Genomic DNA, 16,432 nt, shown 5'->3' on the forward strand with positions numbered 1-16,432 from the left:
CCCTCATCCCGGACGGAAGCTCTATCGGTTGGCGGACAGATCCGTCGACAGCGCGGTCGCCAGGTGGGCCACGAAGGCGGTCACCTTGGGGCTGACCAGACGTCGGGACGTGTGGAGCGCCCACAGCTCCGTCGGCGGCCCCTCGAGCCAGCCCCAACAGGCCAGCCGTCCGGCCGCCACGTCACCCCCGACCAGCGAGCGTGGCAGCAGGGCGGCGCCGGCGCCCGCCACCACCGCGTCGCGCAGCGTCGGCAGCGAGGACAGCCGCAGGACCGGCACGGGCGCGAAGGCGCGACGTGTCCGGCCATCATGGACCTGCCACGCCTCCTCCGGACGCGGCGTCCAGCGGACCGCCGCCGGCACAGGCGTCACGTCGCTCTCGGCCGACGTATCGGGGCGCGGGAGATCCGGCGGCGCCACCAGCCAGAGTTCGTCCCGCAGGACGCAGCGCCCGACGAGCCGCTCGTCCGGCTTCGGATTGACCCGGATGATCACGTCGAAACCCTCCTCGATCGGATCGACGAACCGGTCCTCGGCGCAGATCTCCAGCTCGACTTCGGGATAGGCGCGGGCGAAGTCCGCGGCGACGCGGCCGAGCTGCGTGTCGGACAGGAGGAGCGGAGCACTCACCCGGAGGCGCCCACGGGGCCGGTCCAGGCCGCCACCCACCACCGCGCCGGCCTCCGCGATCTCGCTGAGCAGCGGCCCCGTCCGGGCATGGAGGAGCGCGCCCGCCTCGGTCAGGCGCAGGCTGCGCTCGCCCCGCTCGATCAACCGCGCCCCGAGGCTCGCCTCGAGCTCGGACACGCGGCGCGACAGCGTCGCCTTCGCCCGCCCGCTCGCCCGGGCGGCGCGGCCGAAGCCGCCGTGAGTGGCGACGAGGTTGAAGTCGGCGAGCGCCGAGAGGTCCATAAGCTGTTCCATATGCGGGACACCCAGTCCCGATCCTGCCATCTATGGCTCAGAATAGGAACGGCGCATCTTCGGGACATCGGCGGCCCGCCCCGGGCCTCCGCGCTTCAAGGAGATTCGTCATGACCATCCTCGTCACCGGTGCCACGGGCCGCATCGGCTCCGCCGTCGTCGATCACCTCGTGGCGGAGGGCGCCGCCGTGCGCGCCCTGACGCGCGCGCCCGAGACGGCGCGTTTCCCGTCGGGCGTCGAGGCCGTCCGCGGCGATCCCGCCGACATCGACGCGATGCGCGCGGCGTTGTCGGGTGTCGATACCCTGTTTCTCCTCGTCGCCAACGTGCCGGACGAGCTGACCCAGGCGATCACGACGCTCAGCCTGGCCCGAGACGCGGGCGTGCGCGGCATCGTCTATCTCTCGGTCTTCAAGAGCGAGGCCTACGTCGACGCCCCGCACTTCACCGGCAAGCACGCCGTCGAGCGGATGATCGCGGCCCTCGACCTGCCCGCCACGGTGCTGCGACCCTCTTACTTCATGCAGAATGACTTCGCCCAGAAGGAGCCGCTCCTCGGAGCGGGAATCTTCGGCGTGCCCGTCGGGCAGGCCGGCGTCTCGATGGTCGACGTGCGCGATATCGCCGAGGCGGCCGCCATCGCGCTGCTGCGCCGCGAGCGCGCGCCGGAGAGGCTGCCGGCCGAGACCTACGACGTCGTCGGGCCGGATGCCCTGACGGGCGACGCGCTGGCGGAGATCTGGACTCAGGCCCTCGGGCGCGCGGTGCGCTACGGCGGCGACGATCTCGACGGGCTGGAGCAGCGGCTCCGCGGCTTCGCGCCCGCCTGGCTCGCCTATGACCTGCGGGTGATGATGCGCCGCTACCAGGAGGACGGCGCCGTCGCGACCGAGGCCGAGGTGGAGCGCTTCGCCACCCTGCTCGGCCGCAGGCCCCGCAGCTACCGCGCCTTCGCGGCCGAGGTCGCCCGCGACTGGCGGGGCGCCTGACCGCCGAGCCCAGGCCCGCCTCGACGAGGCCGCCGCTCCGCCGAAGCTCAGCCGCTGCTTCATCTTCGAGCTCCCGACCGCCTGCATCTTCTGCGGTCAGCGCGTCGAGGCTTGGTCGGCGGGGATCGGGGAGCGACGCCGCGCTTCCCGGTGTTCCCCTCACTCCGAACGCGCGACCTGCGCGCGGAACAGCGTCGCGAGACTCCGCAACGTCCTGTTGTGCGGCTCGGCGAGCGACACCGTGTAGGCGCCCGGATCGATGTGGGGGACGGCGGCGGTGATGCGCACCGTCCGCTCGTCGATCTGGAGCACGGGCGCCCGCCACGTCTGACCGTTGGCGGCCCGGAACACCGCCAGCGTGTCCTTGCCGAGTTTGGGCGCGGTTCCCGGAAACGCGACTTCCGCGGCCCAGAGCTGCCCCGGCGAGACCTGGGGTGCCTCGTCGGTGTCCGGGAGACTGTGGTGCAGGGTCAGACTGTGCGGCGGCCCGCCGACGAGTTGGCGCGGCTCCGGAACGAAGCGCGCCGGCGGCTCGGTGTCGGGTGCGATGAAGATCGACGCGACGTCGTCCAGGGTTCGGAGGCAGCCGTCGGCGACCTGGACGATGGCGAGCGCGTAGCGACCGAACGTCATTCCCGCGACGTCGATCTGGCCGGTGAAGCCGGACGTCGCGGCGGCGGGTTCGCCATACCACTTGGCCACGTCCGGACGCAGATCGCTCTGAAGCGCGACCCACGATGTCCCGCTGCGACCCGTCAGCCGCAGGTAGATCGCCTTCGGCGCCGGTCCCGAGACGTGCAGCCACCCGCGCAGAAACACGGAGGCCCGCGCGACGACCGACGAGAGATCCAGGCTTCGGTTGAGGCGCTCGTCCGTGCGCAGCACGTCGAGGCTCCATCCGCACTCGCTGCGCCGGATCGGCCTCGATGTCAGGCGCCGGACTTCGTCGGGCAGATCCGGCAGCGGGCGCGCCCGTGCGCCCGCCGTTGCGGTGGACGGCGCGGCCGGAGGACGAGCGGCCTCGTCCCACTGGATCGCGCCGCTGGTCCACGAGGCGGCGTTCGTCCGCACCCCCAAGGTCTCGAGCCGGAGGTCGAACCCGTGCCGCAGGTGGCTGGGTACCCGTCCGTGGCGGACGGGCCGGGCCTCGATCAGGCGCTCGTAGAGGGTGCGTACCGATACGAGGTGGCTGCCGACGTCGGGGAAGGATTTGCGGCCGATGAGGGCCTGCATCCGGCCCAGGCGTGCGCGATCGTAGTGTAGCCCGATGAGACGCGCCCTGACGGCGCCGGCGTCGTCAGGCGGCACCTTGAATCCGTCGATCCCTTCTGCGACGCGCTCGGCAAGGGCCCCGATATCGGCGACGATCGGGACGAGGCCCGCCTGCCACGCTTCGGTCAGCGCGATGACGAACGTCTCGGGCCAGGTGGAGAGGTGGAGCGAGACATCGCACCCGGCCAGCAGGCCGCCGATCGCGTGCTGCTCGTAGGCGCCGGTGACGCTCACCTGATCCGATCCGAAGCCCGCGACCGCGTCGCGGTACGGGTCGTCGATCCGGCCGATCACCTTGAAGTGGATGGGATAGGCCTCGCAGCTGCGGATCAGGTTGATCGCCTGCTGCCCGCCCTTGTGGGCCGCGAGGTTGCCGAGGATCGCCACGGTCAGCCGATCGGCGTCGCGCTTGCGCCGGGCGACCGACCGCACCTCGGCGGGCGCGGCGCTCGGCGCCACCATCGGAATCGCGACGATCCGCTCGGCCGGAATGGCGGGATAGTAGCGCCTGAGGTATCGCGCCGTCTCCGGTGTGCTCGTGACGAACGCGTCGATCACGTCGGTCACCAGGGTCATCATGCCGTCGCGGCGCGCCTTCGACCCGGGCGGATAGTTGTTGCCCGAGATCAGGCAGGCGTCGCACTGGTCCGCGCCGCGATTGACGACGTCGCAGAATCGGCCGGTGTGATCGAGCAGCAGCCAGCGCTCGCAGATGAGGAAGTGATCGTGCAGGTGATAGACGGTGGGTATGCCGCAGGCCCGCGCGATGAGGGGCAGGGACAGCGGGACGTGCATCAGATGATGGATGTGGACGAGATCGACCTGATGCTCGAACAGCAATCGCTGGAAGAGCCCCTCCACGAACGGGTCCGTTGAGAGCGGCGGCGTGACGGCGCCGCAGGCGAAGCTCTCCGCGATCCCCGGACCCTCGAGCCGCAGCGCCCAGCGCCCGTCGCCGAAGACGGGGAACAGGAACAGGATCCGGTACGGCTCGCCGAGTTCAGTCAGCAGTTCCTGATAGACCTCGACCCCGCCCCCGTGCCGATGTCCCAGGCGGTTGTGGGTGAGCATCAGGACCGTGCGGGTCGCGGTCGCCGCCCGGTGCGGCCGACGCGTCTGCGTCTGCCGGTGGTCGATGACCGCGTCCAGGATGGTCGCCACGCGGTGGTCGTAGAGGTGCTCGGCGCGGGTCCGGGCCTGCGCGGCGCGGGCGCGCGCGATGCGGGTTTCCGGGTCAGTCAGGGCCGCCAGGATCGCGTCGATCGAAGCGGCCTCGTCGCCGCAGAGGGCGATCTCGGCGCCGGGCGCGTAGTACGCGGCCGTCTCCGGCTCGGGCGAGACGACGACTTGGTAGCCCCCGGCGAGTGCGGTCTCGAACAGCCGCGGTGGCGGCGTCGAGCCGGTCGCCTGATCGGCGCGCGCCGACGAGAAGATCCGGGGCAGGGTCAGCACGACGCGACTGCGGTTCGCCAGAAGGGCGAAGTCCCGGTTGCCGCAGCGCCAGTCCGTGACGAGCGCCTCGTCCTCCAGTTCGGGCGGCCCGATATGCTCGTTCCACGGCAGCGCCAGCTTGAACTTCACGTCCCGCGGCAGCTTCGCCGACAGCGCGTTCAGGGTCGCGACCCGGTTCGGCCACGCCGTTCCGATGAAGAGCAGATCGTAGCGGTAGCGCGCGTCGTCCTCGATCACCGCGAGATCGTGGAAGAGCGACGAGGCGCCCAGCGCGAGGTGGTTGGCCCGACCTCCATAGGCCGCGACCGTGGCCCGGTCGTTCGTGAAGACCAGATCGAAGGCCGCCGACCCGCGCACGTTCGCCTCGCGCTCGTACGGATCCTCCGTGGTCCAGAGCACGCTGGTGCGGGCGAGCCCCGCGAGCCGCCCGACGAGGGGCGCGTGCGCGCGGGCGCCGCCGAACGCGATCAGCGTGTCGAGGCCCTGCTCGACGAAGGTGACCAGGGCATCGCCATGCCCGCCGACCTGGACCCGGCCGACCGCCGGATGGCGCCGCAGCGCGTCCGCGATGGCGAGCACGAGGTAGCGGTTGTGCGTCTGCGGCTCGGTGTCCAGCAACAGGATCGACAGGTCGGACATGGTCGGTCGGGTCTGCTCTGTGGCGACGTGATCAGGCCATGACCGTCAGGCGGCTGAGATCGAGCAGGCGGGCCGCCCGGTGCCGGTAGGTGTGGTCGCGCAGCGCCCGCGCCTGCGCCCGGCGCGCGATCGCCTCGATGGCGGCGGGCTCGTCGAGCGACCGCTCGATGGCGCGCGCGATGTCGGCCGCGCCGTCCACCAGCAGGATTTCCGTATCCGGCTCGAAATGCTCGCAGACTTCCAGGCCCGTGACGAAGAAGGCCTGCGCCGAGCCCGACAGGGCGACCTCGAAGGTCCGCGGCCCCGGCGTCGCCTGCGGGAGCGACAGCCGGCGATTGGCCACGTCGAGGTCGCGGCCGATATTGAGCGTCAGCCGGGCCGCCGCGGCGTAGTCGGCCATCTGCGCCGGCGTGAGGCGGCGGTTCACCGCGCACCGGAGCGTGTCCGGCCACCCGGCGCCCAGGATCTCCACGACGTGGCGGCACAGGAGATCGTCGATCCGACGCATCAGGGCGATACGGTTCGGGTAGGCGACGCCGCAGAAGAACAGGACGGTCTCCCGCTCCGCGACCGGGACGATCGGTCGGAAGTGCCGGTTGGGCGCGGCCGCCAGGGGCAGGTGATGGACGTCCGGGTGACGGTAATGCTGCGCCGCCCAGGAATCGTTGCTCACGACGATGTCGGCGTAGAGTTCCGCCTTGAAGGCGTAGTCGAACTCGTACGGGTCATCGGTCAGCCAGAAGATCAGCACGCCACCGACGGCGTCCACCGCCCGGCGAAGCGCGCGCAGATCCGCCAGGTCAGGCACGAGGCTTCCGACCGCGACCACGACATCCGGGCGAGACGCGCGGATTGCCGCGTCCGCAAGTTCCAGAGGCGTCTGCGCGACCCGCTCAGCACCGAGAAGTTCGGCAAAGCCCTCGGCGAGATCGCTCCGGATCCCGGGATTTCGATTGAGCGCATCGGGGAAGGTGCTCGTGACCAGCACGTGCGGCCCGGCCAACGAGATCGCGCTGACGAAATTCATCCGTAATTACCCAGGCCTATGATGGCAGGGTTCAAGCGCCGGTGGTTTTGAGGATGGTGCTGAAGGGGCTGCTGCCTGTGATGCGGGCGGTGTCGACGACGGTGCGAATGGCGGCTTCGCCCTCGGCCGCCCACATGGCGCGATAGCCGTTGGTCACCTTCCGCTGCACGACAGCGGGACGCAGCAGCCGCTCGGAGCCGTTATTCGTCGGCTCGACCTTTCCGGGATAGGCGAGGAAGACCAAGAGCTGATCGCGCGCACGGCTGATTTTGGCCTGCAGGTCGCGGGTCAGATCACAGCGGCTCGGCGTGGCCAGGATAGCGCCGAGTTGCCGATCCAGGCTCCGGCGCTTGGCCGAGAGCGTCGAGGCAGCCAAGTCTGTGACGCGCTCGGCCAGGGCGAACACGCTCTGTAGCCAGAGTTGCAGGCGCCAGGGGACGGGATCGTCGCTGACCTCGACGGCGTAGGCAACATCGCGGGCCAGATGCGCCAAGCAGGTCTGGTGCTTATCCGCATGGCCCTGTTGGGCGGTGTAGCGGTCGGAGATCCATACCGCCGGTCGGTGTCCGTCCATCATCTCGCGCACCACGACAGCACCGCGCGTCGGAGACGGCGTGTGCACCACCGCGTCGCCCGAGTGGAACAGCCAGTGATAGGCGTTCGAGCCTTCGATGCGCACGCCGGTCTCGTCGCAGGCGACGACCTCAGCCCGGCGCAGGGTCGTGATGGCCGCGTCGCGACCCGGACGGAAGCAGCCCTGCGCGCGGCGGAGCAGGTTCATCAGCCCGCCCTGGCTGAGCGTGAGGCCGAACAGGTCGGAGAGCACCGCCTGCAACCGTTCGTACGAGAGCGCCTGGAAGGTCTTCAGGTACGTCGCCACCGCATGCAGCCGCGGACCGAAGGGCGTGCCGCGCGCCGCCTCCGGCACCGGTGCGACCACCCGCTCCCCACAGCGCGGGCAACGGACCGCGAGCCGGCGGTGCTGCGTCACGATCGGCGCCACCGCGGGCAGCTCGATCTGCTCGGCGACGCTGACGACCTCTGCCGGAAGAGCGGCGTGCAGGCTGGCGCCGCAGCACGCGCACGCCTCGGGACGATGCTCGACGAGCGTATCGGGATCGTCGCTCACGACGCGGCTGTGACCCTCGTGACCGGGCTTGGCGCCGCCGGGCTTGGAGTGCTCCCGCTGCTCCTTGCGATCGGTCGCGGGCGGCTTGGACGAGGTGCGCGACGTCTTCTCTGGCCGCTGCAGCCGCAGCACCAGCTCGATCAGCTCTTCGCGGCTCAGCCGTTCCAGTTCGCTGCGGCCCATCTCACGAGAGAATCAGCGAAATCCGTCCCGCGCAAGGGCGTGGGTAATTACATTCATCCCTATTGACCTCGGCGAGACAGGCCAGTTTTGTTTGCAGGTTAACGCCAATTGTAAGTAGACACGCAACTGTCGCGTGTCCATTTCGGACATTAATTTCCCCCACTCTCCTGTCGCGCGGGAAATTCCGGGCAGTCTACTGTTGGCAATTAGGAAGTATGGAACGGGATAAACTGGCAATAGGCGCGCCGACCCCACCGGGTGAGCCGTGCGCGGAGGTGCTGCACCCCTTCCTGCCGTGGTTGACCGGCAGCCTTCTGCTGGTGGGACCGAGGCCCGACGCGGGGAGCAGGGCGCGCTGGGCACCCACCGCCGCGGTGGTCCACACGGCGGATGGCGCCGACCTTCCGGCCTCGACGCGCTTCGATGCCGTCGTTCTGCTGGGTCTCCTGTTCCGACGAGACGACGGGGGCGGGTGCGCGCTCGACGCGACGATCGCCTGGGCTCAGGAGCGGCTGCGACCCGGCGGGCGGCTGATCCTCGTCGTCGACAACGCGCTGTCGCTCCACGGCCTCGCCTCGGGGTCCGAGACGGCGGGGGAACGCGGCTTCCCGAGCCTCGAAGGGCGCCCCCGATCCGACGGCGCCCGGCTGCCGACGCGGGCAGGTCTGAAGCGGTCCCTGGGGGCCCGCGGCCTGGTCCATCAGGACTGGTGGTTCCCGTTTCCGGACCAGGGGCGACCCCTGAGCCTCGTCGCCGAGCGCGGATTGGCGCGGCCGGGTGGGTTCGACCCCGGAATGCTCGCGATCGGCGCAGCCGGCCCGGAACCCGCAGCCTGCGCGGGCGCACTTTTCTCGCCCCGGCGCGCCTGGGGGCCGGTGGCGGATCTGGGGCTCACCGGCGATCTGGCGCCGGCCTTCGCGGTCGCGGCGTCGGAAGCGCCGCTGCCGCCGGATGACCGGCTGGCGATCCACCTCGGACTGCGCCGCCGCCCGGAATTCGAGCGTCTGGTGACCTTCGCGGATGCCGGGTCGCGGATCGCGGTGCGCCGCGCGCGCGTGAACCCTGATCTTCCCGCCGCGGTCGCAGGGGTGACGAACCTGTTGCCATCGGAGACCTACGCGCCCGGTTCCCTCTGGTCGGCGGATCTCGAGGCGCGGCTCGCGCGGGAGGGCTGGTGCCCGGACGCGGTCGCCTCCTGGGCCGGGACGTGGCTGGAGGCCGTCTCCCGCTGCTTCGCGGCCGGGGCGCGGATGGGACCGGACACGTTCCTCCCAGCACGGGCGCTCGACGCGATCCCGAAGAACCTCGTCTCGGGTACAAACCGGACGTTCATAGACCTGGAATGGGACCTCGGCGTCCCTCTGGACGCGGGTCATCTCGCCGTGCGCGGCCTCGTCAACGCGCTGACCGACGCGCCGGACTGGCGGCCCGGCGGAGGGTCCGGCCTGATCCTGCTGGACGCCCTGCGCACCCTGTTGCCGAGGCTCGGATACGCCCTGGACGATGCGCAGCTCGCCGACCGGCTGGCCCGGGAGAGCCGGTTCCAGTCCATCGTCAGCGACCGCGTGATCGAGCGCGGTCTGGGCTGGGCGGCGGCGACGCGCCTGCCGGCCGGCGGTCCGGCCCGCAGCGGCGCGAATCCGCGCGCGGCGCTCGTCGAGGCGTCCGCCGAGATCGCCCGGCTGCGCGAGGAGAATGCGGCCCTGCGCGCCGCGCGCACCGCCGACGCCGCCGCGCATGCGGACACCGAGTGCGAGAGCGCCCGTCGCACCGACCGCGTGATCGCCTACGCGGCCGAACTGCACCGCGCGCGCGACCACCTCCAAAACACGCTCGACGCCCGCCGCGCTTCGTCCGCCTACGGGCGCCGTCTGCCCCTTCGCCTCCTGCGCCTGCTCAGAGGGACCCCGTGATGCGGCTGCTCGTGGCCTGTGACCACCTCGCGCTGACGGGCGGCCTCCTGCGCTTCGAGCGGGTCGGGCGCGTGCTCGCGCGTCGCGGGCACACGTTCTCTTTCCTCACGTTCGGCACGGGCGAGGACGGGTTCGAGACGCGTCACCGCGTCCTGCACCCCGAGGAAGCCGCGCGCGAGAGCTGGGACGCCGTCATGGTGCCGGGCGGCGGTTTCCCGGATGCCACGATCGAGGGTTTCGCGGACCTGCGGGCCCCGAACTTCGGCGCCCGGATTCAGCACTTCCTCAACGCCCCGGCGCGACGGGACGCCTACGCGCGCGTCACGCGGACCTTCGCGCCCGACCTCGTCGTGGCGAACAACGCCCACTGGGACGATGCGGCCCTCGACGCCCTCGGCCTGCCGTGGCGCCGACTCGTCGGTGCAGTCGATGCCGGCCTGTTCGCGCCGCCCGTCTCGAGGCCGGCGCGCGGCGCGCGGCACCGGCTCGGCGGCATCGCCAACAAGCGCCCCGCCGCGCAGCTCGCCGCGCTCGACAGGCTCGGCGACGCGTGGGCGCTGCACTGGTTCGGACGGCCGGATTGGGGGCTCGTGGGCGCGCGCGCCGATCTGGTGGCCTCGGGCCGCCTCGTCGTCCACGGGCCGCTGGTCGAGGCCGACCTGCCCGCGTGGTACCACGGGCTCGACGCGTTCTGCAGCGCGGAGGCGCATGCCGGCTGGTGCAACCCGGCCGCGGAGGCGATGGCCTGCGGCACGCCGCTCGTCACGACCGTGCACGGCACGCTGGCTTTCGCCGAGGACGCCGTGACCGCCCTGGTGGTGCCGGACGGTCCGGACGCGGCGCTCGGTGCCGCCGTCGCGCTGGCCGCGGACCGGATCGTCACCGATCCCGCCGCCGCCGCGTCCCGCGCCGAGGCGGGACGGGCGCGGATCCGGGCGCTCGACTGGGACACCTACGCGGACGGGCTGCTCGCCGCCGTCGCAGAGGCGATCGCGCTGCGGGCCGACCGGGCCACGGCGGCGCGCCCGTCCGGCACGCCGCCCCGCGAGACCGTGCTGCGCCTCGCCGACCTCGCCCGCCGGGACGGGGCGCTGCCGGAGGACTTCGACGCGCTCGGCTATATCCGGCTGCATCCGGACCTCGCGGCGCTGTTCGAGCACGCGTGGCAGGGGCAGTTGCACTACCTCGAGCACGGCCGGCGGGAGGGCCGGATCTACCCCTCGAACCTGACGCGGGCGCAGCAGAAGGCCGCCCAGGCATCGCGGATCGCGCTCGCGGTCGACGGGCTCGACGGCTCCGGCAAGTCGAGCATCGCGCGTCGCGTCGCCGAGGCGCTCGGTGCGACAGTGCTCAATCCCTTCAGCGGTCAGGTCGGCGCGATCCTGGTCCATCTGGCCCGGACGGGGCAGCACGCGCTCGCCGACGACGTAGCGCACGCGGCCGTCGCGGCGGCGATCGCCAACGCGCCGCCGGGACCGGTCGTCTTCGATCGGCACTGGTTCACCGCCTCGCAGCTCCTGTCGCCGGCCTATCGTCCGGGATGGGAGCCGCGCCCGTTCACCGTCATGTGCTGGGCCGACCGTCCCACCACCATCGCCCGCATGGTCGCGCGCGGCGTCCCCAACCCGTCGGAGCACATGACCGAGGACCGGATCGCCGGCTACCGGACGCTCGCGGAGGAGCTGCGGCTGCCGCTCCTCGACACGTCCCGCATCGCCCCGGAGGAGGGGGCCGCGCAGGTGCTGGCGATGTTGGGCGCGAACGGCGACGCGGCACGGCGCGCGTGAGTGCGGCCTCGCGGAGCGGCGTGTGAGATCGGCGCGAAGCGCGAGAGGCTGCGGGGCGACAGCCTCCGCAGGACCGGGAATTGCCGGACCCGCTCCGATATGGTCGCTTTCCGGAATCCGGTGGCGACGGCAGGCCACGGGTTTCGCGGGAGGACATGGCGTTCGTGTTGGAACAAGCGCGCGGCGACCGCGGCCGGAACCTCGTGCTGCTCGGCATCAGCCTCCTCTTCGTCGCCGCCGGTCTCGGGATGATCGTCACCGGCGCGGATGGCGGCGTCGCGACGACGGTGTTCTTCGGCGTCTGCGCGGCCGTCGCCGTCTGGCAGCTGCGGCCGGACCTCCTCGAATCGGAGAGCCGGTCGGCGGGGTCACTGGCGGCCCAGTTTCCTGGCCCAGTGACCTTGCGCGCCTCGTTGCGGAGACTCCTGTTCCTCGCCCTGATGGCCGCCGGCTTCGGCGGGGTGACGCTCTGGATCCTGCTGCACGAGACGCGTTCAACCACGATGCACCTGCTGCTGTGGCCGGGTGTCGTGCTCTTCCTCGGAGGCGTCCCGGTCCTCATCCTCACGGCGATCCGCGGCTCGGCGCTGCACCTCGACGAGACCGGATTCACCGTCGTGCAGTTGGGCCGGTCGCGGCGCGTACGGTGGCATGACGTGAGCGAATTCGCGGCGGTCGCCGCGGCCGGCTCGGGCCAACGTCTCGTCACGTTCGACGACGCGAGCGCGATCACGACCCGCCTCGGGGCAATGAACCGTCGCCTGATCGGGCGCAACGCGGTGCTGCCGGAGAACTATGGACTGGATCCCGACACGCTCGCTACGCTCCTCACGGCTTGGCGCAAGCGGGCCCTGCAGACGGAGGCCGGTCGGCTCTGAGGCGATCCGGCCAACGCGGCGGCGGTGCCGGCGCACCGTCGACGGCGCCCGGTCGACGGGCGGGGCGCGCGCGCCGGCGGCGGACGACACCGCCTGCCCGCGCCTTGACCATCGTCTCTCCAGCGTGGCCTGATCGGCGCGATGGAACCGCTGACCGACCCGATCGCGCGCGCTCGCTCTCCCGGTACGGGTCAGCCCCCGGAGGGCGGATTCGCCGCCCTGACCCCCGAGCTGAGCGTCCGGGACCTCGATGTGAGCCTGCGTTTCTGGTGCGATCTGCTCGGCTTCACGGTCGCCTACGATCGACCGGCCGCGCGCTTCGCTTATCTGACGCGAGGCGGCGCGCAGATCATGCTGTGCCAGCACAACGGCCGCTGGAGCACGGGCCCGCTGGATCCGCCCTGCGGCCGCGGGGTCAACTTCCAGATCATGGTCGATCGGCTGGATCCGATCCTCTCGGCGCTCGCCGGCGCGCGATGGCCGCTGTTCGAGGCGCCGCGGGAGGCCTGGTACCGGACGGGTCCGGTCGAGGGCGGCCAGCGGGAATTCCTCGTCCAGGATCCCGACGGGTACCTCGTGCGCCTCGCCGAGGATCTCGGTCACCGAGAACCCGCGTAGCCCCCGCCCGTCCGGACCGGGAGACGGCACCGTCGCGGCCGCAGGGGCCGCGTCAGCGCGTGACGATGCTCGGCTCCTGCCGGCCGGGACGGGGTTGAACCACGAGGAGTCCGGCCGAGTAGACCAGCGAGACGAGGAGCGCGACCGTCAGCGCGAGCGCGGCACCGAACGGTTGAATCATCACGTGGAGCGTCAGCAGGGTCAGGCCGAAGCCGAACACCCCGCGGATCGCGACGCTCGCCAAGCGCGCCATCGCCGCGCCTCCGATTCGGCGATGAAGGATGACGAAGGCGCTCGTCATCGTAACCGGGAAGGCGGCGATCACCCCGGTCCGGGCAGGACCGAGGGCGGTGCTGAGCGCCAGCAGGGCCGCGACGAACAGCGCGACGGCACTCGCGCGGATGAGCAGATCCAGCGGGCGCGGCCTCGCGACGACGGCGCTCCGCACAAGGGTCGCGCGCACCACGTGCCGGGTCGAGACGGCGCCGGCCCCGTAGACGAGGGCATTGAGCAGGAACGCGGTCGTCGGCGTCCACGCGAGCGCCGAGACCGGCAGGGCCGCCGCGAGCCACGCCAGGATCGCCGGCCCGAGGGTGGCGATCATGTCGCGACCGGCCGCCCGGTGGGCGTAGACGATCAGGAACAGGCCCATCGCGGCGTTCGCCGCGAAGCCGTTGAGGGCCGCCCCGGCGACGAACGCGGCGTCGTGCTCCATCGCCATGAACACGTAGGCCGGCCCGGCCGACACCGGCAGGCTGACGACGAGCGCGCCCCAGACCGGCCCCAGCCATTCGGCCAGGACGGAGGCGAGCACCACCACGGTCCCGGAGGTCAGCGCCCGGATCAGGGCCGTCAGCCAAATCGCCGCCAAGGTCGTTTCCCGCGCGTCGCGTCGCCGACCCGGGTCGGCATCGGAGCCGCGCCCTCGCTATCACGGGCGACCGGTCCCGGCCAAAGCGGCCGGCTCGCGAATCCGCGCTTACGAAACCGGACGGGGCGACCTGCTCGTCGGCCCGCGCGACCGCCGCCGTGCCGCCCGCGATGGTCCCGACGCAGCGGGCGGCCGTGTTTTGCGATCGCGATAGACTTTCACCCAATTCTCGACTTCAATGACCGAGATTGGTGCAGTCGAGAGCACGGATTTCGGCGCTGAGAGCCGGCCACGGCGTACCTTCCGTGGCGCTTGGCAACACCGATCCGCCGGATAGGACTTCGGATCTTCACGGCCAGCTCGGCGCACCGCCCGCGCGACGCGAGCTGGACGCGACACGCCGGAAAGATTCTGCCGACCACGATCCTTGGGCGTGGGAACGCGGCCGGGCGGCTCAGATGTAGGTCGAGGCGAGCGCCGGCGAGCCGTCCAGGGCGTGGGCCAGTCTCTCCAGGCCGTGGGCGATCTGCTGTCGGGTCGAGGGGCCTCCGAGGCAGAGCCGGACGGCCTCGGGTGGCGCTCCGGCGACGCAGAAGGGATCGCTGCCGACCACCCCGAGACCCGCCGCGCGGCCCTGGCTGGCGAAGGCCGAGCGCGTCCATCCAGCCGGCAGGGTGATCCAGATGTGGAAGGCGTGCGGGTCCGCGACGTAGGCCTCGGCGGGCAGCAGCGCGGCCGCGAGGCTCTGGCGCGCGGCCGACTCGGCGCGGACGAAGTCCACGATGGCGTCCGCCGTCCCGTCCACGATCCAGCGCGTGGTCAGCGCGGTCGAGATCGGCGACGCCATCACGGTCGCAGCGCGCAGGGCATCGCCGAGGGGCAGGGCGGCCCGCGCGTTCGGCGCGACCAGGAAGGCCAGGCGGAGCCCCGCGCCCAGGCACTTCGCGACGCCCGCCACGTAGTAGGTGATCTCGGGCGCCAGTTCGGCGAAGCTCGGCGGCGGTGCCGGGCAGATCCGCGCGTAGGCGTCGTCCTCGATGATGGTGACCGCGTAGCGGCGGGCTGTGGCCACGATGGCGTCGCGCCGCGCGCGGGATAGGGTTGCCGTGGTCGGGTTCTGAAGGAGCGGATTGAGGTAGAGGGCCTTCGGCGCGCCGCGGGTACAGGCGGCCGCGAAGGCGTCGGGGTCGATCCCGTGGCGGTCCATCGGCAGGCCGACGAGGCGCAGGCCCCGATGCGCCGCGAGGGTCCGGATGCCCGGATAGGTGATGCGCTCGGCGCAGATGGTATCGCCGGCCTGCGCGACCTGTCCCAGGATGCTGGAGAGGGCGCTGTGCGTGCCCGGGCAGATCAGGAGGCGCTCGCGCGCCGCGACGATCCCGCGACCCCCGAGCCAGCGCAGCGCGGCCTCCTTGTCCGCCTCCGTCCCGCCGAAGCCCTGGTAGCGCAGCAGGTCGGCGAGATTGCCGGACAGCTCCGCGAAGGACGACCGCATGCGGGCCTGCAGGCCCGGCAGGTCGGGCTCCGGGGGCAGGTTCATGGTGAAGTCGACCGGTCCGGGCCGCCGGGCGTGCGCGGCCTCAGCGGGACGGGTCGTGTCCGCCGGGTCGACCACGAAGGTGCCCCGGCCGACCCGCCCCTCGATCAGGCCGCGCCTGTGAGCCTCGACATAGCCGCGGGACACGGTCGTGAAGTTGAGGTCGAGCGTGGCGGCGAGCGCGCGCTGGGTCGGCAGGCGCGTGCCCGGCAGCAGGTGACCGGTCCGGATATCGTCCGCCAGCGCGTCCGCGATAGCGAGGTAATGGGGCTTGCCCCAGCGCTTGAGGTCGGGCGTCCAGACATTGTCCGCGCCGCCCCTATCGACGAACCGAACTCCCCGCCCGCTCGCCCTCATCCGTCCTGCACCCGCGTCGTGAAAAGCGATCAATGATCGATTGTATGGCTTGCAAGCACCGTACCGGGCGCCGCATCGCGTGTCACGGCTCATACGATCCGTTCAATGCGTACAATATTCGACGCCGAAACAGGCGTCGATTGACCATGGCATGCGCACGACTTGGTGATGAAATGTGCGAAAGGAAATAGATCTTCGCCGGTCGCCGACTGTCCATTGATCGCAATATTGTATGTATCGCAGGGCGACGCATTGACTGGATCCATGATCGCGCTGTTCTGGCACACCGCTTGCCATTGCCTCGGCTGATCGCGCGCAGCGCCGACTGCAGCGGTCCAGATCACCGAGGAGCGTGAGCAATGCCTGCCGTGAATCGCGAGCCGCACAAGAAGGGCGACGTTCTGGTCGACTACGAGGAGAAGGTCTTCGAGGACGTGAAGGCCGAACCGGGTCAGAAGGCGCTCGTCACCTTCCACACCGTCGCGTTCGAGGGCTCGATCGGCCTCGTCAACCTGCTCCAGGCCACGCGCCTGCAGCGCAAAGGCTTCGAGACCTCGATCCTGCTCTACGGCCCCGGCATCACCCTCGGTGTCCAGCGGGGCTTCCCGCGGCTCGGCGACGAGGCCTTCCCGGGCCATCTCAACTTCAACAACCAGCTCGAGAAGTTCATGGCCGAAGGCGGCAAGGTCTACGCTTGCCGCTTCTCGACACAGGCCCTGTACGGGCACGGCGAGGCGGCCTTCATCGAGGGCATCCGCATGATCAACCCCCTCGACGTGCTCGACTGCATCCTCCTGCACAAGCGCGACAACGCGGTGATCATCGACACCTGGACCGTCTGACGACCGCGCTAACG

12 protein-coding genes are annotated in these 16,432 nt (G+C 71.5%); 6 read left to right on the forward strand and 6 right to left on the reverse strand.

The genetic code is table 11. The annotated features are described in order from the left end of the window. Positions 1-21: 21 nt before the first annotated feature. The gene (locus J3A75_RS03980; protein WP_083374254.1) at positions 22-912 is read right to left on the reverse strand and encodes a LysR family transcriptional regulator; all 891 of its coding nucleotides are present in this window, start codon (positions 910-912) and stop codon (positions 22-24) included. A 122-nt stretch (positions 913-1,034) separates the two neighbouring features. On the opposite strand from J3A75_RS03980, the gene J3A75_RS03985 reads away from it, so the two are divergent. After that, complete coding sequence (locus tag J3A75_RS03985) at positions 1,035-1,913, forward strand: NmrA family NAD(P)-binding protein (protein WP_012317259.1); 879 nt, start codon at positions 1,035-1,037, stop codon at positions 1,911-1,913. 159 nt (positions 1,914-2,072) lie between these two features. On the opposite strand, the gene J3A75_RS03990 is transcribed toward J3A75_RS03985, so the two are convergent. Genes J3A75_RS03990 through tnpC form a run of 3 tightly spaced genes read right to left on the reverse strand, consistent with a single transcriptional unit; the run spans position 2,073 to position 7,615 of the window. Next, positions 2,073-5,276: a glycosyltransferase gene (locus J3A75_RS03990; protein ID WP_070998348.1), complete on the reverse strand. Its 3,204-nt coding sequence runs from the start codon at positions 5,274-5,276 to the stop codon at positions 2,073-2,075. Between the two features lie 31 nt (positions 5,277-5,307). After that, entirely contained in the window at positions 5,308-6,303 is a 996-nt protein-coding gene (locus J3A75_RS03995; protein WP_012317261.1) for a glycosyltransferase, read from the reverse strand. 31 nt (positions 6,304-6,334) lie between these two features. Beyond that, entirely contained in the window at positions 6,335-7,615 is a 1,281-nt protein-coding gene (tnpC, locus tag J3A75_RS04000; RefSeq protein WP_209649719.1) for an IS66 family transposase, read from the reverse strand. A 215-nt stretch (positions 7,616-7,830) separates the two neighbouring features. Here tnpC and J3A75_RS04005 point away from each other — a divergent pair, with 215 nt between their 5' ends. From J3A75_RS04005 to J3A75_RS04020, 4 genes are all read left to right on the forward strand, one after another. Next, positions 7,831-9,528, forward strand: a complete 1,698-nt coding sequence (locus J3A75_RS04005) for a hypothetical protein (protein WP_070998350.1) — start codon at positions 7,831-7,833, stop codon at positions 9,526-9,528. Beyond that, entirely contained in the window at positions 9,528-11,315 is a 1,788-nt protein-coding gene (locus J3A75_RS04010; protein WP_024827782.1) for a glycosyltransferase, read from the forward strand. The genes J3A75_RS04005 and J3A75_RS04010 overlap by 1 nt, the downstream gene beginning before the upstream one ends. Positions 11,316-11,395: 80 nt before the next feature. Beyond that, positions 11,396-12,193: a hypothetical protein gene (locus J3A75_RS04015; protein WP_244632900.1), complete on the forward strand. Its 798-nt coding sequence runs from the start codon at positions 11,396-11,398 to the stop codon at positions 12,191-12,193. 141 nt (positions 12,194-12,334) lie between these two features. Beyond that, positions 12,335-12,811, forward strand: coding sequence for a bleomycin resistance protein (locus tag J3A75_RS04020; RefSeq protein ID WP_024827780.1), 477 nt, complete (start codon positions 12,335-12,337; stop codon positions 12,809-12,811). Positions 12,812-12,863: 52 nt separating this feature from the next. On the opposite strand, the gene J3A75_RS04025 is transcribed toward J3A75_RS04020, so the two are convergent. Further along, entirely contained in the window at positions 12,864-13,682 is an 819-nt protein-coding gene (locus tag J3A75_RS04025) for a hypothetical protein (RefSeq protein ID WP_209649721.1), read from the reverse strand. 454 nt (positions 13,683-14,136) lie between these two features. Further along, positions 14,137-15,576: a PLP-dependent aminotransferase family protein gene (locus J3A75_RS04030; RefSeq protein WP_070998353.1), complete on the reverse strand. Its 1,440-nt coding sequence runs from the start codon at positions 15,574-15,576 to the stop codon at positions 14,137-14,139. A gap of 359 nt (positions 15,577-15,935) precedes the next feature. Between J3A75_RS04030 and J3A75_RS04035 the strand changes: the two genes are divergently transcribed. After that, a complete protein-coding gene (locus J3A75_RS04035; protein WP_012317268.1) occupies positions 15,936-16,418 on the forward strand; it encodes an MSMEG_0572/Sll0783 family nitrogen starvation response protein in 483 nt (160 codons plus the stop codon). Positions 16,419-16,432: the final 14 nt, after the last annotated feature.

Origin of the sequence: Methylobacterium sp. PvP105 (assembly GCF_017876975.1) — a bacterium.
Classification (GTDB): Bacteria; Pseudomonadota; Alphaproteobacteria; order Rhizobiales; family Beijerinckiaceae; genus Methylobacterium; species Methylobacterium radiotolerans.

Bases quoted from the DNA above. Each gene is read 5' to 3' on its own strand.
- J3A75_RS03980 (WP_083374254.1), bottom strand. From the start codon at position 912: ATGGACCTCTCGGCGCTCGCCGACTTCAACCTCGTCGCCACTCACGGC.
- J3A75_RS03985 (WP_012317259.1), top strand. From the start codon at position 1,035: ATGACCATCCTCGTCACCGGTGCCACGGGCCGCATCGGCTCCGCCGTC.
- J3A75_RS03990 (WP_070998348.1), bottom strand. From the start codon at position 5,276: ATGTCCGACCTGTCGATCCTGTTGCTGGACACCGAGCCGCAGACGCAC.
- J3A75_RS03995 (WP_012317261.1), bottom strand. From the start codon at position 6,303: ATGAATTTCGTCAGCGCGATCTCGTTGGCCGGGCCGCACGTGCTGGTC.
- tnpC (WP_209649719.1), bottom strand. From the start codon at position 7,615: ATGGGCCGCAGCGAACTGGAACGGCTGAGCCGCGAAGAGCTGATCGAG.
- J3A75_RS04005 (WP_070998350.1), top strand. From the start codon at position 7,831: ATGGAACGGGATAAACTGGCAATAGGCGCGCCGACCCCACCGGGTGAG.
- J3A75_RS04010 (WP_024827782.1), top strand. From the start codon at position 9,528: ATGCGGCTGCTCGTGGCCTGTGACCACCTCGCGCTGACGGGCGGCCTC.
- J3A75_RS04020 (WP_024827780.1), top strand. From the start codon at position 12,335: ATGGAACCGCTGACCGACCCGATCGCGCGCGCTCGCTCTCCCGGTACG.
- J3A75_RS04030 (WP_070998353.1), bottom strand. From the start codon at position 15,576: ATGAGGGCGAGCGGGCGGGGAGTTCGGTTCGTCGATAGGGGCGGCGCG.
- J3A75_RS04035 (WP_012317268.1), top strand. From the start codon at position 15,936: ATGCCTGCCGTGAATCGCGAGCCGCACAAGAAGGGCGACGTTCTGGTC.